This window comes from Mesorhizobium sp. M0011 (assembly GCF_040324155.1).
Classification (GTDB): Bacteria; Pseudomonadota; Alphaproteobacteria; order Rhizobiales; family Rhizobiaceae; genus Mesorhizobium.
On the sequence record NZ_JAMYVQ010000003.1, the window covers coordinates 274,385 to 293,752 of the forward strand.

21 protein-coding genes are annotated in these 19,368 nt (G+C 63.7%); 10 read left to right on the forward strand and 11 right to left on the reverse strand.

The genetic code is table 11. The features are described from left to right. Nucleotides 1-44 precede the first annotated feature (44 nt). Nucleotides 45-680: an RraA family protein gene (locus NKK51_RS05350; protein WP_352551608.1), complete on the reverse strand. Its 636-nt coding sequence runs from the start codon at nt 678-680 to the stop codon at nt 45-47. 237 nt (nt 681-917) lie between these two features. Here NKK51_RS05350 and NKK51_RS05355 point away from each other — a divergent pair, with 237 nt between their 5' ends. From NKK51_RS05355 to NKK51_RS05380, 6 genes are read left to right on the forward strand one after another with little or no spacing between them, the layout of a single operon-like run. After that, the gene (locus tag NKK51_RS05355) at nt 918-1,694 is read left to right on the forward strand and encodes an SDR family NAD(P)-dependent oxidoreductase (protein WP_352551609.1); all 777 of its coding nucleotides are present in this window, start codon (nt 918-920) and stop codon (nt 1,692-1,694) included. Nucleotides 1,695-1,700: 6 nt separating this feature from the next. Then, nucleotides 1,701-2,363: a 5-oxoprolinase subunit PxpB gene (gene pxpB, locus NKK51_RS05360; protein ID WP_352551611.1), complete on the forward strand. Its 663-nt coding sequence runs from the start codon at nt 1,701-1,703 to the stop codon at nt 2,361-2,363. Next, on the forward strand, nt 2,360-3,340 hold the full coding sequence (locus NKK51_RS05365) for a 5-oxoprolinase subunit C family protein (protein WP_352551613.1): 981 nt from the start codon (nt 2,360-2,362) through the stop codon (nt 3,338-3,340). The genes pxpB and NKK51_RS05365 overlap by 4 nt, the downstream gene beginning before the upstream one ends. Then, entirely contained in the window at nt 3,337-4,500 is a 1,164-nt protein-coding gene (locus NKK51_RS05370; RefSeq protein WP_352551615.1) for an epoxide hydrolase family protein, read from the forward strand. Before NKK51_RS05365 ends, NKK51_RS05370 begins: the two co-directional genes overlap by 4 nt. 38 nt (nt 4,501-4,538) lie before the next feature. Beyond that, nucleotides 4,539-5,570, forward strand: a complete 1,032-nt coding sequence (locus NKK51_RS05375; protein ID WP_352551667.1) for an Ldh family oxidoreductase — start codon at nt 4,539-4,541, stop codon at nt 5,568-5,570. A 42-nt stretch (nt 5,571-5,612) separates the two neighbouring features. After that, nucleotides 5,613-6,638: a proline racemase family protein gene (locus NKK51_RS05380; RefSeq protein WP_352551617.1), complete on the forward strand. Its 1,026-nt coding sequence runs from the start codon at nt 5,613-5,615 to the stop codon at nt 6,636-6,638. Nucleotides 6,639-6,655: 17 nt separating this feature from the next. Here the strand turns inward: NKK51_RS05380 and NKK51_RS05385 are convergent, their stop codons facing one another. Genes NKK51_RS05385 through NKK51_RS05405 form a run of 5 tightly spaced genes read right to left on the reverse strand, consistent with a single transcriptional unit; the run spans nt 6,656 to nt 10,886 of the window. Continuing rightward, nucleotides 6,656-7,429 carry a LamB/YcsF family protein gene (locus tag NKK51_RS05385; protein ID WP_352551618.1) on the reverse strand — a complete coding sequence of 258 codons (774 nt, stop codon included), beginning with the start codon at nt 7,427-7,429 and terminating at the stop codon, nt 6,656-6,658. Nucleotides 7,430-7,467: 38 nt separating this feature from the next. Continuing rightward, the gene (locus NKK51_RS05390) at nt 7,468-7,857 is read right to left on the reverse strand and encodes a biotin attachment protein (protein WP_352551620.1); all 390 of its coding nucleotides are present in this window, start codon (nt 7,855-7,857) and stop codon (nt 7,468-7,470) included. Next, nucleotides 7,847-9,220: an acetyl-CoA carboxylase biotin carboxylase subunit gene (gene accC, locus NKK51_RS05395; protein ID WP_352551622.1), complete on the reverse strand. Its 1,374-nt coding sequence runs from the start codon at nt 9,218-9,220 to the stop codon at nt 7,847-7,849. Before accC ends, NKK51_RS05390 begins: the two co-directional genes overlap by 11 nt. Nucleotides 9,221-9,225: 5 nt before the next feature. Continuing rightward, nucleotides 9,226-9,675: an acetyl-CoA carboxylase biotin carboxyl carrier protein gene (locus tag NKK51_RS05400; RefSeq protein WP_352551624.1), complete on the reverse strand. Its 450-nt coding sequence runs from the start codon at nt 9,673-9,675 to the stop codon at nt 9,226-9,228. Between the two features lie 8 nt (nt 9,676-9,683). Next, nucleotides 9,684-10,886, reverse strand: a complete 1,203-nt coding sequence (locus NKK51_RS05405) for a pyridoxal phosphate-dependent aminotransferase (protein ID WP_352551626.1) — start codon at nt 10,884-10,886, stop codon at nt 9,684-9,686. Between the two features lie 204 nt (nt 10,887-11,090). Here NKK51_RS05405 and NKK51_RS05410 point away from each other — a divergent pair, with 204 nt between their 5' ends. Then, nucleotides 11,091-12,269, forward strand: coding sequence for an NAD(P)/FAD-dependent oxidoreductase (locus NKK51_RS05410; protein ID WP_352551628.1), 1,179 nt, complete (start codon nt 11,091-11,093; stop codon nt 12,267-12,269). Nucleotides 12,270-12,375: 106 nt separating this feature from the next. Continuing rightward, the gene (locus NKK51_RS05415; RefSeq protein WP_013525162.1) at nt 12,376-13,029 is read left to right on the forward strand and encodes a GntR family transcriptional regulator; all 654 of its coding nucleotides are present in this window, start codon (nt 12,376-12,378) and stop codon (nt 13,027-13,029) included. A 46-nt stretch (nt 13,030-13,075) separates the two neighbouring features. Here the strand turns inward: NKK51_RS05415 and NKK51_RS05420 are convergent, their stop codons facing one another. The 5 genes from NKK51_RS05420 to NKK51_RS05440 all read right to left on the reverse strand — a co-directional run bounded on the left by NKK51_RS05420 (nt 13,076) and on the right by NKK51_RS05440 (nt 17,067). Then, a complete protein-coding gene (locus NKK51_RS05420; protein WP_352551630.1) occupies nt 13,076-13,525 on the reverse strand; it encodes a VOC family protein in 450 nt (149 codons plus the stop codon). Nucleotides 13,526-13,545: 20 nt separating this feature from the next. After that, entirely contained in the window at nt 13,546-14,325 is a 780-nt protein-coding gene (locus tag NKK51_RS05425) for an SDR family NAD(P)-dependent oxidoreductase (protein WP_023809528.1), read from the reverse strand. Between the two features lie 89 nt (nt 14,326-14,414). Further along, nucleotides 14,415-15,893, reverse strand: a complete 1,479-nt coding sequence (locus NKK51_RS05430) for an aldehyde dehydrogenase (RefSeq protein WP_128303861.1) — start codon at nt 15,891-15,893, stop codon at nt 14,415-14,417. Between the two features lie 8 nt (nt 15,894-15,901). Continuing rightward, a complete protein-coding gene (locus NKK51_RS05435) occupies nt 15,902-16,489 on the reverse strand; it encodes a thiamine pyrophosphate-dependent enzyme (protein WP_352551669.1) in 588 nt (195 codons plus the stop codon). Between the two features lie 5 nt (nt 16,490-16,494). Further along, complete coding sequence (locus tag NKK51_RS05440; RefSeq protein WP_352551631.1) at nt 16,495-17,067, reverse strand: thiamine pyrophosphate-binding protein; 573 nt, start codon at nt 17,065-17,067, stop codon at nt 16,495-16,497. A gap of 101 nt (nt 17,068-17,168) precedes the next feature. Here NKK51_RS05440 and NKK51_RS05445 point away from each other — a divergent pair, with 101 nt between their 5' ends. After that, nucleotides 17,169-18,104 (forward strand): LysR family transcriptional regulator, encoded by a 936-nt coding sequence (locus NKK51_RS05445; protein WP_352551633.1) that lies wholly within the window; start codon nt 17,169-17,171, stop codon nt 18,102-18,104. 106 nt (nt 18,105-18,210) lie between these two features. Further along, a complete protein-coding gene (locus NKK51_RS05450; protein ID WP_352551635.1) occupies nt 18,211-19,359 on the forward strand; it encodes an acyl-CoA dehydrogenase family protein in 1,149 nt (382 codons plus the stop codon). Nucleotides 19,360-19,368: the final 9 nt, after the last annotated feature.

Sequence of the window (19,368 nt, forward strand, 5' to 3'; positions counted from 1 at the left end):
AGCCGGCCACGCGATTTGTCACCCGCAGGCTCCTGATCCGCCGATCAGTGACTGCCGCCGGCAGCTCGGGCATAGGCTCCCTGGTAGCGGTTCTCCCGGATGCTCTGCATGATCTCGGCCTCACGCGCTTCTTGCGCCCTGACGGCGGCCAGCAAAGCCGCGGCATCTTCGATTGGAAATGCCACGACGCCATCCTCGTCGCCGACGACGATGTCGCCTGGACCGACGACCATGCCGCCTATGCAGACGGGAACATTGATGGCTCCCGGCCCATCCTTGTAAGGTCCGAGATGGATGGCCGACCGCGCGAAGCATGGAAACGGACTGCGGCCGATGGCGCCGGCATCGCGAATGGCGCCGTCGATGACAATGCCTGCGGCGCCGCGCGACGCCGCGACACTTGTCATGATCTCGCCGACCAGCGCACGCCCCTCATAGCCACCGCCATCGACGACGATGACGTCTCCGGGCTGCAACAGATCGAGCGCACGATGGATGAACTGGTTGTCGCCGGGGCGAGTCCTGACCGTCAGCGCCCGCCCAGCCATGACGCCGCCCACCCGGTGAAACGGCCGCAACCCGACAGCCCCCGGGACACGGGCGAGATTGTCGCTGATCAACGGCGTAGCCAGAGCGCGGAACGCGTCGATCAGTTCGCTTTCCTGTGATCCATCCGCCATCGTCTGCACTCCCCGTCGTCGGCACTTTTATGAATATAGTATCCAATCACAATTAATTCAGTGGAGTCAACCGGCTTGCGATGGTTGGCAGAAAAAAGCCAAAGCAGCTCATAAATGCGCTCCTTGGGCAAGCATGGCCCCAAAGCCCCACCCATCCGGGCTTGCAATGGCGTCGAAGTTCAAGATAGATTGGATAACATATCCACGAATATCGTGATTGTGAAAAGGGAATTGACTGTGAAGCACGCAGGAAAAGTCGTGATCGTTACCGGGGCGGCACAGGGCCTGGGCCTTGCCTGCGCCGAGCGCTTTCATGCCGATGGCGCCAAGGTCGTGCTTGTCGACGTGCAGGCCGATCGCGGGCGCGAGCATGCCGAACGTCTTGGCGAGCGCGCCGCCTGGCTATCGGCGGATCTCTCCGAATGCACGCAGGAAATGGCAGCCGATGTCGTTGCCAAGGCCACGGAGCAATTCGGCGGCGTGGACGTCCTCGTCAACAATGCCGGCATCATCCATTTGGACGATTTCGTCGACTTCCCCGAGGCGGCCTTCGACCTGGTTCAGCGCGTCAATCTCAAGGCGCCCTTCCTGCTCGGGCAGGCCGCGGCAAGGGCCATGATCGCGCAGGGGCGCGGCGGCTCGATCATCAACATGTCGTCGATCAACGCCATTCTGGCCATCCCCAATTCCGTTGCCTATGCCGTGTCCAAGGGTGGCATCAAGCAATTGACGGCGGTGATGGCCGTCGGATTGATCCCGCACAACATCCGCGTCAACGCTATCGGTCCCGGCACCATTCTGACCGACATGGTCAAGAGTTCGGTCATGGCCAGCGAAGCGCAGCGCCAGACCATCCTGTCGCGCACGCCAAGCGGCCGATGCGGCGAACCATCGGAGATCGCCAGCGTCGCTTCCTTCCTGGCCAGCGACGATGCCTCCTACATCGTCGGCCAGACCATCTATCCGGATGGCGGTCGCCTGATCCTGAACTATACGGTGCCGGTGAAGGACTGACCGCCCATGGTTGTCGGTACGCCTCACATCAGTCTTGCGGGATCGGGCGCGCTGCTGCTCGATGGCGTGCAGGGGGCTTTCAGCGATGCCACCCAGGAACTGGTCTGGGCGGTGGCGAATGCCGCGCTGCGCCTAGAGGGGGTGCGCGAGGCCGTTCCCGGCATGAACAACCTGCTGGTGGTGTTTGACCCACTCGCTACGGACGCCCACAGCGTCACGGGTCAGCTGATGTCGCTCTGGGCTTGCACCGATGCCCACGCGGTGACCGGCACGCATCATACCATTCCCGTCAGTTATGGCGGCGCGCGCGGCGAGGATCTCGCCGGCTGGGCCGCACATTGCGGCATGTCTGTCGACGAGACCGTCAGCCGCCACGCGGCGGCCACCTACACCGTCGCCGCCATCGGCGCCATGCCGGGCTTTCCCTATCTGTCCGGTCTCGACCCGCTGCTTGCCTGGGCAAGGCGCAGCACGCCTCGCCTCAAAGTCACTGAGGGCGCCGTCATCATTGGTGGCGCGCAGGCGGGTATCATGCCGATGACCGCGCCGTCCGGATGGCACATAATCGGCCATACCGACGTGAAGCTGTTCAACGCCGAAGCGGAATTGCCCGTGCTGCTCAGGCCCGGAGACAAGATCCGATTCGCAATCGCAGAGATCGAGGCATGATCGAGATCCTCACCACCGGCCTGCCGAACACGGTCCAGGATCTCGGCCGACCCGGTCATCTGGCGCTGGGGGTCAGCCATGGCGGCGCCATGGACAAGCAGGCACTGGCGATCGCCAATCTGATACTAGGCAATGATCCCTCGGCCGCCGGGATCGAGGTCGCGCTTCATCCGTTCCGGCTGCGCGCGCATATCGACACCGCGGTCGCCGTCACCGGCGCGGATTGCGCCATCAGCGTCGGCGATCGGCCCTGTCCACCCTGGTGGGCCATGACGATCCGCACCGGCGAGACCCTAGTCCTCGAGACCCCGCGCATCGGTGCTCGTTCCTACATCGCCTTTGCCGGCGGGCTCGATCTGCCGTCCGTCATGGGGTCGCGCGCGACGGATGTGAAAGGCGGTTTCGGCGGGTTCGCTGGACGCGGCCTGTCGCGTGGTGACCGGCTTGCGCTCAACCCTGCGCAATGCCGCCTTCCCGCGGGCGGCATCGGCGCAGCGCTGGAGGAGCGGCGAGGCGCGGCGGACGGCTTGGCCTCGGCAATCGAATTGCGGGTTCTGCCGGCCGCCGAGTTCGACGCCTTCAGGCCGGAGGCCCAGGCGGCTTTCACCGGCAGCGAATGGAGCATCACCAACGACGCCAACCGTATGGGATATCGCCTTGCCGGGGCGACGCTTTCCCTCCTCTCGCCGCTGGAATTGCTGTCCCACGGCATCGTGCCGGGAACTGTTCAAGTCCCGCCGTCCGGCCAGCCGATCATCCAGCTTGCCGATGCCAACACCTGCGGCGGCTATCCGAAGATCGCCACGGTGATCGACGCCGACCTCTGGCGGCTGGCGCAAGCGCCGGTCGGCGCGCGCCTGCGTTTCTCAGCGGCCTCGATCGAAGCGTCGACGGAAGCGCTTCGCGCGAACCGGCAGCAAAGTCACGACTTTATCGCCGCCCGAAACCTTATGGCCGGCGAGCAGACGGCTCCATGAAAATTCGCCCCTTCACCATCGAGATTGCCCAGTCTGAAATCGACGATTTGAAGAAGCGCATCTCGATCTGGCGCGAGCCGGACCAGTTGCAGGCAATAGGCTGGAGGCAGGGAACGGAGCACGAGCAACTGCGCCGACTAATACAACACTGGCGCACCGGCTTCGATTGGCGCAAGCAGGAAGCCGCCTGGAACATCCATCCGCACTACCAGACGGATATCGGCGGCGAAACCCTCCATTTCATCCATGCGCGCGCCGCTGTCGCAACCGGCAGAACGGTCATACTCACCCATGGCTGGCCAGGCAGCGTCTTCGAATTTCATGAGTTGATCCCGCTTCTGACCGACCCGCTTTCGCATGGCGGAAGACAGGAGGACGCCTTCAACGTCGTGGTCCCCTCGATTCCCGGCTATGGCTTTTCAAGCCGACCGACCAGGCCTGGTCTCAACCTGTTCACCGTCGCCGACCTTTGGGCCGAGTTGATGAGCCGTCTCGGCTACAAACGATATCTCGCGCAAGGTGGCGATCTGGGCGCCGGCGTGTCGACCTGCCTGGCGCACGCGCATCCAGACAGTCTCGCCGGGGTGCATCTGAACTTCATCCCCGGCTCATACTCACCTCCTCACGATCCAGGCCCGGATGGCGACCTAAGCTTGGAAGAACGCGCCTTCCTGGAACGGAAAGCCGAATGGGCGGATATTCATGGCGCCTATGCTCATATTCAAGCGACGCGCCCGCAAACGCTTGCCTATGGGCTGACGGATTCGCCGGTCGGACTAGCAGCGTGGATGATCGAGAAGTTCCGCGACTGGAGCGATTGCGATGGCGATCTGGCCAACGCCGCATTTTCGCGCGACGACATGCTCGCCAACATCTCGCTTTACTGGTTCACCCGGACCGTCGCTTCGTCGATGCGACTCTATTGGGAAACGCGCGCCCGTCCGCTTGCATTCGCGTCCGGCACAGCGATCAACGTCCCGCTTGCAGTGGCTTTGTTCCCCAAAGAGCTGCCGATGCCGCCCAGGAGTTGGGTCGAGCGGGTCTTCAAGGACATCCGCCAGTGGACAGCGATGCCGCGCGGTGGTCATTTCGCAGCCCTCGAGCAGCCCGCTTTGCTTGCACAGGATATAAGAGCCTTTGCCGGCGGTCTGGATTTTTAAAGGCAGCGTTTGCGCGCAGCCAAACCCGAAGGCCAGAAATGAACAATACCGCCCTCACCATCGATGCCTTGCATAAGCGCGTCGATGCAATTTTCCGCAAGGCCGGACTGAACCCCATCCAGGCCAGCGCCATCACACGGGTCATCGTCGCGGCGGAGCGCGATGCCTGCAAATCGCATGGTATCTACCGGATCGAAGGCGCGCTGCGAACGATCAAGGCAGGGAAGGTAAACCCAGACGCGGTGCCCGAACTGTTGCCGCAAGACGCTCCCGCCATTGTGAAAGTGGATGCGAAGCACGGCTTCGCCAACCCGGCCTTCGAACTGGGCCTGCCGGTGCTGGTCGAGCGGGCACGCTCCTGCGGCATCGCCGCGCTAGCGATCAACGATGCCGTGCATTTTTCCGCCCTTTGGGTGGAAGTCGAAGCCTTGACCCAGGCAGGCCTTGCCGGCCTGGCCATGTGCCCGAGCTATGCCACCGTCGCTCCGACCGGTGGCAACGGACCGTTGCTGGGCACCAATCCTTTTGCCTTTGGCTGGCCGCGTAAAGAGCAGCCTCCCTACGTTTTCGACTTCGCGACCTCGGTTGCCGCGCGCGGCGAGATCGAGCTCCACCGCCGGGCAGGCAAGAAGCTGCCGGAAGGCTGGGCCATGGATTCGGACGGCAGGCCAACGACCGATCCCGAAGCTGCCCTGGCGGGCGCCATGCTTCCCTTCGGCGGGCACAAAGGCTCCGCCATCGCGACGATGATCGAACTGCTCGCCGGGATCATGATCGGCGACCTGACCAGCCCCGGGGCGCTCGAGCTGCTTGGCACCACGACGCTTTATCCGTCGCACGGAGAGTTGGTCATCGCTTTCTCGCCGAAAGCCTTCGCCGCCGGCCGGCCCGGCAATCCGCTGGGCCGTGCTGAAGCGCTGTTCGAGGCGATCTTGGGCCAAGGTGCGCGCCTACCCTCGCAAAGGCGGTTCCTAGCCCGCGAGACCTCGGAGCGCGACGGTATCGTTCTCTCGCACCAGGAAATGGAACAACTCGATCGTTTTCTCGAACGGGGGCTCGACGCGGTCTGAATCGGTATCGCCAGGGCCAAGACCAATCACAGGAGGAGAAAAATGCGCTGGACGAAAACATTCACGGTCGTCGGCTGCCATGCCGAGGGCGAAGTCGGCAATGTGATCACCGGAGGCGTCAAGGACGTTCCGGGCAAGACCATGTTCGAAAAGAAGGAGTATCTCGAAGCGCATATGGACGACATTCGTGGGCTGCTCTTGTTCGAGCCGCGCGGTGCGCCCTACGTCAACGGCAACATCATCCTGCCGCCTTGCGATCCCTCGGCGGATCTCGGCTACGTCATAATTGAAAGCACGGAATACCCGCCCATGTCTGGCTCAAACACCATCTGCGTCGCCACAGTGGCGCTGGAAACGGGCATGGTGCCGATGAAGGAGCCTGAGACATTGCTGCGCATGGAAGCGCCGGCCGGCATGATCGAGGTGCGCTGTCTCTGCGAGAACGGCAAGGTGAAGCAGGTGGAGTTCACCAATGTACCGGCCTTCGCGTTCCACCTCGACACACCTGTCGAAGTCGAGGGGCTCGGCACGATCACCGTCGACACCTCCTATGGCGGCATGACTTTCGCCCATGTCAATGCGCGCACACTCGGCTTCACCGTCAAACCCGACGAGGCCCACCAGATGTCGCTGATGGGCCAACGCATCAAGAAGGCGGTCAACGAGCAGCTCGAGGTCGTGCATCCGGAGAACCCGAAGATCCGAGACGTGTCCAACGTGATTTTCGAAGGCCCGATCGAGCGCGTCGACGGGCGCGTGGAAAGCCTCAACGGCACGGTGTGTCTGCATGGCAGGCTCGACCGCTCGCCGACAGGCACCGGCACCACCGGGCGGCTGGCGGTGATGTCGGCCAAGGGGCAGATCGCCAAAGGCGAACTGTTCCGCAACAGGTCGATCATCGGGACCCATTTCGATTCCCGCGTGATCGCCAATACGCGCCTCGGCGATCGCGACGCTGTCGTGGTCACCATCGCCGGACAGGCCTGGATCACCAGCATCGGCCAATATGGCCTCGACCCGACGGACCCTTATCCGCGCGGACATCGCCTCAGCGATGTCTGGTTCTGAAACGGACGCGACCGTGCTCAGGCCGCGAACGCTCTGACCCTGACGCCGCTCGCCTCCAGCCGTCGCCGGACGCGGGCGGCGATGGCGACGGCCGCCGGCGTGTCGCTGTGGACGCAGATCGAATCGATCGGCGTCTGCAGCATCTGCCCGGAAAGCGTCTCGATGGCGCCTTGCTTGACCATCCGCACGACCCGTTCCGCCGCCTTCTCGGCGTCATGGATGACAGCGCCTTCCAGCTTGCGCGAGACAAGAAAGCCTTCCTCCGTATAGGCGCGGTCGGCAAAGATTTCGGACCTGACCGCTAGGCCCGCGTCGCGCGCGATCCTGTCCTGGAAGCCGAGCGCAATGGCCAGACAGATCAGGCCGGGATCGACGGCCTTGACCGCGCGCGTCACCGCTTCGGCGACGCCACGATCGGTCTGGGTAAGATTGCCCAGCGCGCCATGCGCCTTCACATAGCGGATCGGGTGGCCGGCATAGGCGGAAAGCGCCTGCGCCGCGCCGATCTGGTAGGCGACCAGCCTTTCGATCTCATCCATGGAATGCGGAATGATGCGGCGTCCGAACCCCCACAGATCGGCGAAGCTCGGATGCGCGCCAACGGCAACGCCCTTGTCGCGCGCCATCGAGAACGTGGCCGCCATGATCTCGGGGTCGCCGGCATGAAAGCCGCAGGCCACATTGGCGGAACTGACGATGTCGAGGATCGCCGCATCGTCGCCGAGCCTGTAGGCTCCAAAACCCTCGCCCATGTCGGAATTGATATCGACCTGCAATCCTTTGGCCGCCATGGCGCTTTCCTCAGTGGTTCGAACCATCGCCTTTGCCTTCACACCATTTCGTAGAGTGGCGTGCCGTAACCGACGACTGCCCCGTCCTCGGCCAGTGCCACACCCAGCACACCGTCCGCCGGCGCAACGATTGCCTTCAGGCATGGGCCGACCTGCAGGACGCCGACCGTCTCGCCCTTGCGGACCGTCTGGCAAGGTCCGGCAACCGGCCGACCGGTCGTTGGATAATCGAGACGGAACACGCCGACGCCGGGCGCGCGCACGCCCTTGAAGACCGTTTCGGCCTTCGGGGCTTCGGCCGGGGGTGTCGAGGCAACAACGGATTGCATGTGCAGGCGCAACGAAAAGCCGGCCTCCGACAGTTCTATCTCGCCCATGCCGGCGCTTGCGCACCAGGCGGCCAGCCTTTCGATCTCCTCAATCGTCATCGCCGCCTCGTCCCTGGAGCAGACCGCCTTCAATGAGACGTTCAAGATGATGGATATCGAAGCCGCCGGCAGCGAAGCCGGGCTCCTCCATCAGGAGGGCGTGGAGCGGCGAGTTGGTGGCGATGCCGACAGCCTCCATCTCGCCCAGCGCGCCGCTCATGCGCCGGATCGCCTCGGCCCGCGTCGCGCCATGCGCCAGCAGCTTCGCCACCAGGGAATCGTAGTGCGGCGGCACGGTGTAGCCGGAGTAGAGATGCGATTCGACGCGGATTCCCGGGCCGCCGGGCGGCGTCCAGCGCTCGACCCGGCCCGGATGCGGGCGAAAGCTATATGGATCTTCAGCGTTGATGCGGCATTCGACAGCGTGGCCCTGGATGCGGATGTCTTGCTGGCTGAACGACAGGGGTTCGCCCCGGGCGATGCGGATCTGCTCGCGCACGATATCGACGCCGGTGACGAGTTCGGTGACGGGATGCTCCACCTGCACGCGGGTGTTCATCTCGATGAAAGAGAAGCGCCCGTCCTCGTAGAGGAACTCGAACGTGCCCGCGCCGGTATAGCCGATGGTCAGGCATGCGCGGGCACACAGCTCGCCGATTTCGGCAATCGCCTCGCGGGCGATCCCCGGCGCCGGCGCCTCCTCGATGATCTTCTGGTGGCGGCGCTGCATGGAGCAATCCCGCTCGCCTAACCACACCGCCTTGCCATGCTTGTCCGCCAGAATCTGGATCTCGATATGGCGCGGGTGCTCGAGGAATTTCTCCAGATAGACTTGCGGGTTCCCGAAGGCCCGGTCCGCCTCTTTCACCGCCATTGAAACGGCCTCCCTCAGGGCGTGCTGCTGGCGCACGATGCGCATGCCGCGCCCGCCGCCGCCGCCCGCCGCCTTGACGATGACCGGATAGCCGATGGCCTCGGCAATGGCGCGCACTGCCTGCTCGTCCTGCGGCAGCGCCCCCTCCGACCCTGCAACGCAGGGAACGCCGGCAGCGATCATCGTGCGCTTGGCGGAGACCTTGTCGCCCATGGTGCGGATCGCCGCGGCCGACGGCCCGATGAAGGCGAGGCCGGCATTTTCGACGGCCTCGGCGAAGGCGGCGTTTTCCGAGAGGAAACCATAGCCCGGATGGATCGCGCCCGCGCCGGTGAGTTGCGCGGCCGCGATGATCTCGGGGATATTGAGATAGCTCTCCGTCGCGGCAGCCGGCCCGATGCAGATCGCCCTGTCCGCCAGCGCGACATGGCGAAGGCTCGCGTCGGCTTCCGAGTGCGCTGCCACCGTCTTCAATCCGAGATCACGGCAGGCGCGCAGGATGCGCAGCGCGATTTCACCGCGGTTGGCGATAAGGACGGTGTCGAACATCGCCGCTAGCCCAAATCTTCGAGAACGAACAGCACATCGCCGGACCGCACGGCGGCATGGTCGTCGAACGCGATCTGGACGATCCGCCCAGCGCGATCGGATTCCACGACGTTGAACGTCTTCATGGCTTCGAGGACACCGACCTTCTGCCCTTCCACGACCACATCGCCAACCGAAGCGAGCGGCGGTTCGCCTTCGGTGCCGGAACGGTAGAACACGCCGGTCAGCGGCGCGCGGATCGAATGCCGCGCGATGGGCGGAGCTGTCGAAGCCGGATTTGTGAAGACGGCAGGGCCGGCGGCTGACCCCGACTGCGGCGAAGGCTGCGACGCGGATTGCGCCAGCACCCCCTGCCTGGACATGCGGATACGAACGCCATCGCGCTCGATCTCCAACTCGGCAATGGGCGAACGCGAGACAAATTCGATCAGCTTCTGGACGAAGTCGAGATCCATCGCCGGCCCTACCGCAGCGCTTCGACAGCCTCGGCGATACGCCCGATCGCTTTTTCGATCAGGTCCATCGACGTGGCTATGGAAATGCGGAAATGCGGCGACAGGCCGTAGGCAGAGCCCTGCACCACCGCGACCCGCGCCTGATCGAGCAGGTAAAGCGAGAAGTCATCGTCGCTGCCGATAGGAGTGCCGTCCGGGCGGCGACGACCGATCAGGGCCGAGCAATTGGGATAGAGATAGAAGGCGCCCTCGGGCGTCCGGCAGGTGAGACCGGGAATCGCGCGCAGCAGATCCAAAGCGCGGTCGCGCCGTGCCTGGAATTCGAGCGCCCGAGGGCGAAGAAAGTCCTGAGGACCTTCCAGTGCGGCAATGGTCGCGGCCTGCGAGATGGATGACGGGTTCGACGTGCTTTGGCTCTGCACGGTCGCCATGGCGCGGATCAGCGGTTCCGGCCCGCCGGCATAGCCGATCCGCCAGCCGGTCATGGCATAGGCCTTCGACACCCCGTTCACTGTCAGCGTACGGTTCTTCAGCCTCGGCTCGACGCCGGCGATGGTATGGAAGGTTCGTCCATCGAACAGGATATGCTCGTAGATGTCGTCGGTCAGAACGTGCACATGCGGGTGATCGAGCAACACCCCCGCCAGCCCCGCAAGTTCGTCGCGGCTATAGACGGCGCCTGTCGGGTTGGAAGGCGTGTTGAGCAGCAGCCATTTGGTGCGCCCGGTGATCGCGGCTCGCAGGGCTTGCGGTGTCAGTTTGAAGCCCTGCGGCTCCGTGCAGGGAACGACCACGGGCTTGCCTTCGCCGAGCAGGACGATGTCGGTGTAGGAAACCCAATAGGGCGCTGGGACAACCACCTCGTCGCCGGGGGCCAGCGTTGCCAGCAGGGCGTTGTAGATGATCTGCTTGGCGCCGCCCGCGACACTGATTTGCGAAGGCTTGTAATCGAGGCCGTTCTCGCGCCTGAATTTTCCGGCCACCGCCTTCTTCAGCGCGGCGGTGCCGTCGACCGCCGTATAGCGCGTCTCCCCCCTGCGCATCGCCTCGTAGGCCGCCTCGACGATGTGCGGTGGCGTTGGAAAATCCGGCTCGCCGGCGCTCAGGCTGATGACGTCGATGCCGGCCGAACGCATTTCGATTGCCCGCGCGGTGACCGCCATGCTGGGGCTTGGCTTGATGACGTCGAGACGGGGAGCGATGAGGCCCACGGGAAATCCTCGGCATGGCTGCCGCGACGTTGCCGGGCAGGTGATATCTGGTGCAAATTGGATAATGTATTCTTATTTTCGCGTCAAACCCCTTTTTCTGCGTCGAAGACCGGGTTATGTCTCATTCTGGTGGTGGGCCGATACAGGAAAGTATCCAATCCTTCGTCGCCACGGATGACATTCGAGATAGGGAACACGGTCGGAATGAGCACAAACTATGATGTGGTGATCGTCGGCGGCGGCGTTGTCGGCAGCTCGATTGCCTATTTCCTGTCGGCCAATCCAGATTTCGATGGCCGTATCGCGGTGATCGAACGGGATCCCTACTACACGGCCTCCTCGTCTTCCTTGTCGACCAGCGCCATTCGCCAGCAGTTCGGCACGGCGCCGAATATCGCCATGTCGAAGTTCAGCATCGACTTCCTGCGCCAGGTAAAGACGCGGCTTGCCATCGGCGACGAGTTGGCCGACATCGGCCTGCATGAGCCCGGCTACCTCGTGCTGGCGACACCCGAGCGGGCAGACGCGCAGCGTGCCAAGAACCGCGTTCAGCGCGGCATGGGCGTCGACGCCGAACTGATCGAGCAGGTCGATCTGGCACGACGCTTCCCGTGGCTCAACACGGACGATCTCGCCCTTGGCTCGCTCGGCCTTGGCAGCGAAGGCTGGTTCGACGGCCCCGGCCTGATGCAGGCATTCCGCCGCAAAGCGCGCACGCAGGGCGTGAGCTATCTTGCCGCGACGGTGACCGGACTGACCATGGCGTCTCCCCAAAAGGTCGGCGAAGTGGTGCTCGACAATGGCGACCGGCTTGCCGCCGGCACGGTGATCAACGCGGCCGGACCATGGAGCGCGGGCATTGCCAGGATGGCCGGCGCCGAGCTGCCGGTTGTCCCGAGCAAGCGCTGCGTCTTCGTCTTCGAAACGCCGGCAAGGATCGAAAACTGCCCCTTCGTCTTCGACACGAGCGGCTTCTGGCTGCGGCCGGAAGGTCAGCTCTTCCTGTGCGGTATTCCGCCGGTGCGCGAGAACGAGCCGGACGATTTTGGCCTGGATGTGGATTACGACTTGTTCGACGAGTTGATCTGGCCGGCGCTCGCCCATCGTGTGCCCGGGTTTGAGCAATTGCGGATGCTGCGCGCCTGGGCGGGGCTCTACGAATACAACACCTTCGACCACAGCGGCATCATCGGCCGGCATCCCGAGGTCTCGAACTTTGTCCTGGCCACCGGCTTCAGCGGCCACGGCATGATGCATGCAGCGGCGACCGGGTCGGGCGTCAGTGATCTCATTGCCTATGGCGAGTACCGCTCTGTCGACCTGTCGGCCTTCCGCTACGAACGGATCGCTGGCAATCAGCCTATCGAGGAACATGTCTACTGAAGCGAAACGGGCGACATGGCATCGCAGTGACAACGGTGCTATGCGTCCACTTCTTCAATCAAAACGGCGCCAGTCAACAAACAAGGCGGCCGCCTCAGGCTGATTCATGCTCGTACAGAAGAAAACCATCTCGACCCAGGTCGCCGATGCCATCAGGCAGAAGATACTGATCGGTGAATACGAGGCCAATTTCCAACTGCGGCAGGAACATCTGGCCACCGAGTTCGGTGTCAGCCGAATTCCGGTGCGAGAGGCGCTGCATCAGCTTCATTCGGAAGGCTTCGTCACGCTGGTTTCCCACAAGGGCGCCGTCGTCACCTCCATTTCCCTGGACGAGATCCTCGAGCTCTACGAATTGCGAGCCCGGATTGAAACATGGCTACTGGCCCTGGCCATTCCAAGGATGACGGAGGCAGACCTCGCGCTGGCCCGCGAGCGCGCAAAGCAGCACCAGGAGCAGGGCAAGACCGGCGAATACTCGAACCAGCTCAACTGGAACTTCCACGCCGCGCTCTACCAGCCGTCCGGCCGCAAGGCGACGATCGAACTGGTCGGGCGCATCTACCAGCAGCTGGAACGCTACACGCGCATGATGGTGACGCTCACCGAGATCCAGGCCCAGTCCGACCGCGACCACTGGCAGCTCATCGACCTATGCGAAGCCAAGGATACGCTGCGCGCCGTCGGCCTTTTGGAAATGCATATCATCACCAGCGGCAAATTCCTGGTCGACCGGCTTCAGGAATTGCGGGGCAGCTGATCAGTCGCCCCGTCTCCTTGTCCAGCCCCAATCCTTCGCGCGAAGATCATTTGCCGGGCAGATTGGTCGCCCGGGTCAGCAGGATCACGCCTGCCTTGTCGGCTGTGTCGTAGTAGGTGAAGCCGGTGCGGTTTTCCCGGCGCCCGCGCATCAGCACGGCAAGTCCGTCGGTTTTCGCCTTGGTTTCGGCTGCGTCCGCATCACGAACCTCGAAGCCGATATGGAAGACACCTTCACCCTTGCTGTCGAGATGAATTCGCTGCGGTGAAGGATCGCCGTTCGGCTGGCACAGCTGCAGCTGAACGTTCGGCAAGTTGCAAATCCGATATTGCATCGCCTTGAAACCCTCGGGGCTTGGGACCTGCAGTTCTTCGTATTCGGCCAGCGGCGGATAGGACTCCCATGGCCCGATGCTTATGGAGTCATAGTAGGCCTGCGCCTTGTCGATATCGTGCACGACGATGCAGATGTGATGCAGCTTTTCGAAATTACCCATGTCGTCACTCCCCATTCTTCTCACTCCTTGATCGGGACCGTATAGTTCAGCACGCGGCGCCCCCCGTCGGGGTAGATCGTCTCGCCGGTGATGTAGGAAGCGTCGTCGCTGGCCAGGAACGCCACGACCGAGGCGATCTCGGCTGCCGTTCCGAGGCGCCCGAGCGGTGTCCGCGAAAGAACCGCCCGTCTCATTTCTTCCGAATCGATGAATGTCCCGTCCATGACCATGTCCGTGGCGATGGTGCCCGGGCCGACACCGACCACACGGATGCCATGGGGAGCGAAGGCGACGGCCGCGGTGCTGGTGACCTGGTTCATGCCGCCCTTGGAGATCGCGTAGGTGGCGACGCGCGGGTTGGCGAGGCCCGAATTGATCGACGACATGTTGATGATGACGCCGCCTCCACCTTGCGCGATCATCTGGCGGGCTGCGGCCTGGGTGCCCATGAACGCGCCCTTCAGATTGACGGCGAGAACCCTGTCGTAGTCCGCCTCTGTGATGTCGAGAAAGTCCTGGACCGGAGCGATGCCGGCATTGTTGACCATGATGTCGACACGGCCGAACTTCGCCACCGCCGCTGCAATCAGCCCATCGATCTGTTCCTTCTTGCTGACATCCGTAACGACCGCCAGGACGCTGTCGGTGGTGCCGATTTCAGCGGCACATTTTTCTAGCTCCACGGCATTGATGTCGCCGAGCACGAGCTTCGCGCCTTCGGCCAAAAAGCGTTCTGCGCAAGCGCGTCCGATGCCGCGCGCCGCGCCTGTGACAACAGCCACCTTGCCTGCCTGTCTCATGTCCAATCCTTCGATCATTTGTAAGTCGGCCACCGTCTCAAGGAGTATGGGCCGAGCTTGGCTAGGGGATTCTCCCACCGAAGCCTAGCCTAGCGGATAACGAAGGGATTGGCGGTCTTGCCTGCGGTGTCTATCCACACCGTCTTGGTCTGCAGATAGGAATTGATGGCGTCCTGCCCGCTTTCGCGCCCGATACCGCTCCTCTTGTAGCCGCCGAAGGGCGCCATGTAGGAGACGGCACGGTATGAATTGATCCAGACCATCCCCGCTTCCATCGCGGCCGCGCCGCGCAGCGCCCTGCCCATGTCGCTGGTCCATATTCCCGCCGCCAGCCCATAGGGGCTGTCATTGGCAATGGCGAAGGCCTCGTCCTCGTCGTCAAAGGGGATGACGGACAGGATCGGCCCGAACACCTCCTCACGCGCGATCCGCATGGTGTTGTTCACGCCGGTGAAGATGGTGGGCTCGACGAACCAGCCCTCGGCCAATTCACCCGAGGCCGGCTTGCCGCCGCCCAGCACGCAAAGCGCACCCTCGCGGCGCGCGATGCCGAGATAGGACAGCACCTTCTCGCGCTGGGCTTGCGTGGTGATCGGCCCGACCTGCGTCTCTTGCAGCGCCGGATTGCCCAATCGAGCGCTGGCCGCCAGCGTTATGACGCCTTCCACGAACCGGTCGTGGATTTTGCGATGCACCAGCAGCCGCGAACCCGCGATGCAGGTCTGGCCGCTGGCCGCGAAGATGCCTGAGATCGCGCCGTTGACCGCGCTCTCGATATCGGCGTCGTCGAAGACGATGTTGGCCGATTTGCCGCCGAGCTCCAGCGTGACGACCTTTAGCTGCTCGGCAGCCGCCCGATAGACCGCGATCCCGCCAGGCTCACCACCGGTGAAGGCGATCTTGGCGACGTCGGGATGAGAGACGAGTGGCGCGCCGACATCAAGCGGCATGCCGGTAACGGTGTTGACCACGCCGGGCGGGAAGCCTGCCCGCGCAAACAGTTTCACGAACTCCAGCGTCGAGGCCGAGGCGTGTTCCGACGGTTTGATGACGACAGTGTTGCCTGCCGCCAGCAGCGGCGCGAGCTTCCATGTCAGAAGCAAAAGCGGCGAGTTCCAGGGCACGATTGCCGCGATGACGCCCAGCGGCTCGTGGCGGGTGAAGGCGAACATGCCCGGCTTGTCGATCGGCAGCACCGACCCTTCGATCTTGTCGGCAAGACCGCCGAAATAGCGGAACCATTCCGGGATGTAATGCAGCTGCGCCGTCATTTCGGTGAGCAGCTTGCCATTGTCGCGCGTCTCGATGGCGGCAATGCGATCCGCGTTCTCCGCGATCAGCTCAGCCAGCCGCACGAGCAGCTTGCCGCGCGCGGTGGGCGTGATCCCGGCCCACTCCTTCGACCGGAAAGCAGCCTTGGCGGAGGCTACGGCGGCATCCACCTCGGCCTGTCCATCGCGCGGAATCAGCGCCCAGGGCCTGCCGGTGAACGGATCATGGCTCTCGAATGTATCGGCTGTCGATTGCAACCGACCGCCGACCGTGTTCTGGAAACTGACCAGCGCCATATCGGTCCTCAACAGGTGGCAAAGCCCAGATGGGCGCGAAAGCGGTTCTTGACCTCGACCGCGTCGCGCGGCGGCAGCGAGCGCGGCAGGTTCTCGGCGGTGATTTTCAGCACGAAAAGGCGCGGACCGTCGGCCGGATGCCGAAGCTCTTCACACAGCGTGTCGACCTCCTCCAGCGTACGCAGCTCGGCGGTCTTCAAAAAACCGCAAGCGGCCGCGACCTTGTCGAAACCAATGCCCTTCCCGGTATGGCTGGACTGCATGCCGGTCTCGCCGAAATGCTGATTGTCGAGCACGATCAGGTCGAGATTTTTCGGCCGCGCCACCGAGATCGTCGCCAGCGAACCGAACGCCATGAGCTGTTCGCCATCTCCGGTGATCACCATGACCCGCTTGTCGGGCTGGGCCTGGGCAAGCCCCAGGCCGATCAGCGCAGCACCGCCCATGGCGCCCCACAGATAATAGTTGTCGTTGCGGTCACCGGCAGCATGCACGTCGTAGCTCGGCGAGCCGAGACCGGTCACGACCAGGGCGCCATCGCGGGCGTCGAGCAGCTTCTTCACCGCAACCCGGCGGTCCATCGTCGGCAAATTCATGTCGCTCACCACTTCTTCTTGCCGAGCAGCCGCTGCCCGATCAGCACGGCGATCTGCTGGTCGGCGTCGAAAGCCATCAAGGCTGCCTGCGCCACCGTCTCCACGAGATCGGGACCGGTCTCGGCGCGCAGCACCCTGAGGCCGATCGCCTTCAGCGAGGCCTCCGTCGCCTGCCCCATCGGCACCTGCCACGGATTGAACTCGGCCCACTCGCCTCGCATCGTCACCAGGACGAGCAGGGGAAAGCGCGCCTGCACGGGAAGCGACAGCATGTTGATGCAATTGCCGACGCCTGAGGATTGCATGAGCACGACGCTCCGCTTGCCGCCGAGCCAGGAGCCTGCGGCAATGGCGATGCCCTCCTCCTCCGTCGTCAGCACATTGGTGACAACCTCGGGATCCGTGCTGAAGCGCTCAATCAATGTGGTGTGGCCTGCGTCGGGCACGTAGGACATCTGGCTGATGCCGGCGGCCTTGAGCACATCATAGACCTGATCCGGCCACTGCTTTTCAGACGCCGCCGGAGCGGCTGCAAGTGCTGCCGCTTGCGGATGTTTTGCTTCTATGCTCGCCGTCACCTTGGACCCCCGGGAATTTGGATTGGAACCAGGTTACCTCGGCTGTCCGATCTAATCTTCGTCCCTTTATTGTGATCAGATATAATGATATTCGATAGCTCATGGAGTTATCGCAGCTACGCACGCTCATCCACGTCGCCGAACTCGGCAGCCTCAGCAAGGCTGCCGACCGGCTGCACATCGCGCAGCCGGCACTCAGTCGGCAGGTACGCATGCTGGAGGAGGAATTGGGCTTTGCACTTTTCCTGCGCCACGGACGCGGCATGGTGCTGTCCGAGCAAGGCAAGGAGGTGCTGACACACGCCATGCGCGTGATGGCCGAGATTGACGAGATTCGCGCCACGGCCACGCCCGCCGATGCGCCGCTAACCGGCGAAGTGGCCATCGGCCTGCCGCCCACCGTTGCCGACATTATTTCGCTACCGCTGGCGGCCGCCTTCGGCAAGGCCCATCCCAAGGCCAAGCTCAGGCTTGTCAGTGCCTACACCGGCTATCTGCTGGACTGGATGCACCGCGGCGAGGTGGACGTTGCGGTGCTCTACGACCCGCGCATGGCGCGTTCGCTGCGCTCGCGCCCGCTGCTCCTGGAAAACCTGTTCCTGATCGGACCGCCGGACGCGGGTTTTTCAACCGTGCGCGCCGTATCGTTCGCCTCGCTCGCGGGCAAGCGCCTGCTGCTGCCCAGCATCAAGCACGGGTTGCGCATCATCGTCGAACGCTGCGCCACGGATGCCGGCATCACGCTCGATGTCGGCATCGAAGCGGACTCATACTCCGCGCTGAAGGACCTAGTGCGCAACGGCCATGGCTGGACGATCCTGCCGCTCGCTCCTATCCATGCCGACGTGACCGCCGGGCTGCTCACCGCCGCGCCGTTGATCGATCCGGTGCCCGTGCGCCGGCTGATCCTTGCCTACCCGGCGGACCGGCCCGCCTCGCGGCTGGCGCGGTTTGCCGGACAAGCGATCGAGGACATCGCCAAGGATCTTGTCGGGCGGGCCGTCTGGGTCGGCCAGCTTCTCGGCCCTTCGCCATAAGCATTCGAATTCCGTTATATCTGCTCACGTCCGCCCTGCATTGCCGACAGGACATGGAGGCGCGATAGTGAGGGCCCGCAGCAAGACGAAAAGCCGGATAAATCTCATGGAACACTACCAGGACATTCGGGATGCCGTCGCCAGGCTGTGCGCGCGCTTTCCCGGAGAATACTGGCGCGCACTCGACAGGGACATGACCTACCCCGGTGAATTCGTCGCAGCGTTGACGGAGGCCGGCTGGCTCTCGATCCTGATCCCGGAGGCCTATGACGGCTCGGGCTTGCCGCTTTCGGCCGCCGCTGCCGTACTGGAGGAAATCCAGCGCGCCGGCTGCAATGGCGGCGCCTGCCATGCCCAGATGTACACGATGGGCACGCTTGTTCGCCACGGCTCGGAAGCCCAGAAGCAGCGATATCTGCCGAAGGTCGCCACAGGAGAATTGCGCCTGCAGGCCTTCGGCGTCACGGAACCGACCAGCGGCACCGACACCGGTGCGCTCAAGACCACTGCTCGCCTCGATGGCGATCATTTCGTGGTCAAGGGCCAGAAAATCTGGACCAGCCGCGCCGAGCATTCGGATTTGATGCTGCTTCTGGCGCGGACCACACCGCTGAAGGACGGCATGAAGAAGACCGACGGCCTCTCCGTCCTCATCGTCGACATGCGCGAAGCCGTTGGCAACGGCCTCACCATCCGGCCGATCCGCACCATGATGAACCATGCCACCACCGAAGTCTTCTTCGACGATCTGCGCGTGCCGGCCGAAAACATGATCGGCGAAGAGGGAAAGGGATTCCGCTACATCCTCTCGGGCATGAACGCCGAGCGTATCCTGATTGCCGCCGAATGCGTTGGCGATGCGAAATGGTTCATCGAAAAGGCAAGCACCTACGCAAAGGAGCGGCATGTGTTTGGCCGGGCGATCGGCCAGAACCAGGGCATCCAGTTTCCGATCGCCCGGGCCTACGCCAACATGCGGGCTGCCGAACTGATGGTGCGGGAGGCGCTGAACCTCTACGAGGCCGGCAAGAACCCCGGCGCCGAAGCGAACATGGCCAAGATGCTGGCGGCCGACGCTTCGAACGAGGCCGCCAATGTCTGCATCCAGACGCATGGCGGGTTCGGTTTCGCGGAAGAGTACGATGTGGAGCGCAAGTTCCGCGAGACACGGCTCTATCAGGTCGCGCCGATCTCGACCAACCTCATCCTGTCATACCTTTCCGAGCACGTGCTTGGACTGCCGCGTTCCTACTAGGAGTCGTCC

Coding starts and splice junctions, on each gene's coding strand:
- NKK51_RS05350 (WP_352551608.1), bottom strand. CDS start 680: ATGGCGGATGGATCACAGGAAAGCGAACTGATCGACGCGTTCCGCGCT.
- pxpB (WP_352551611.1), top strand. CDS start 1,701: ATGGTTGTCGGTACGCCTCACATCAGTCTTGCGGGATCGGGCGCGCTG.
- NKK51_RS05365 (WP_352551613.1), top strand. CDS start 2,360: ATGATCGAGATCCTCACCACCGGCCTGCCGAACACGGTCCAGGATCTC.
- NKK51_RS05370 (WP_352551615.1), top strand. CDS start 3,337: ATGAAAATTCGCCCCTTCACCATCGAGATTGCCCAGTCTGAAATCGAC.
- NKK51_RS05375 (WP_352551667.1), top strand. CDS start 4,539: ATGAACAATACCGCCCTCACCATCGATGCCTTGCATAAGCGCGTCGAT.
- NKK51_RS05380 (WP_352551617.1), top strand. CDS start 5,613: ATGCGCTGGACGAAAACATTCACGGTCGTCGGCTGCCATGCCGAGGGC.
- NKK51_RS05385 (WP_352551618.1), bottom strand. CDS start 7,429: ATGGCGGCCAAAGGATTGCAGGTCGATATCAATTCCGACATGGGCGAG.
- NKK51_RS05390 (WP_352551620.1), bottom strand. CDS start 7,857: ATGACGATTGAGGAGATCGAAAGGCTGGCCGCCTGGTGCGCAAGCGCC.
- accC (WP_352551622.1), bottom strand. CDS start 9,220: ATGTTCGACACCGTCCTTATCGCCAACCGCGGTGAAATCGCGCTGCGC.
- NKK51_RS05400 (WP_352551624.1), bottom strand. CDS start 9,675: ATGGATCTCGACTTCGTCCAGAAGCTGATCGAATTTGTCTCGCGTTCG.
- NKK51_RS05410 (WP_352551628.1), top strand. CDS start 11,091: ATGAGCACAAACTATGATGTGGTGATCGTCGGCGGCGGCGTTGTCGGC.
- NKK51_RS05415 (WP_013525162.1), top strand. CDS start 12,376: ATGCTCGTACAGAAGAAAACCATCTCGACCCAGGTCGCCGATGCCATC.
- NKK51_RS05420 (WP_352551630.1), bottom strand. CDS start 13,525: ATGGGTAATTTCGAAAAGCTGCATCACATCTGCATCGTCGTGCACGAT.
- NKK51_RS05425 (WP_023809528.1), bottom strand. CDS start 14,325: ATGAGACAGGCAGGCAAGGTGGCTGTTGTCACAGGCGCGGCGCGCGGC.
- NKK51_RS05430 (WP_128303861.1), bottom strand. CDS start 15,893: ATGGCGCTGGTCAGTTTCCAGAACACGGTCGGCGGTCGGTTGCAATCG.
- NKK51_RS05435 (WP_352551669.1), bottom strand. CDS start 16,489: ATGAATTTGCCGACGATGGACCGCCGGGTTGCGGTGAAGAAGCTGCTC.
- NKK51_RS05445 (WP_352551633.1), top strand. CDS start 17,169: ATGGAGTTATCGCAGCTACGCACGCTCATCCACGTCGCCGAACTCGGC.
- NKK51_RS05450 (WP_352551635.1), top strand. CDS start 18,211: ATGGAACACTACCAGGACATTCGGGATGCCGTCGCCAGGCTGTGCGCG.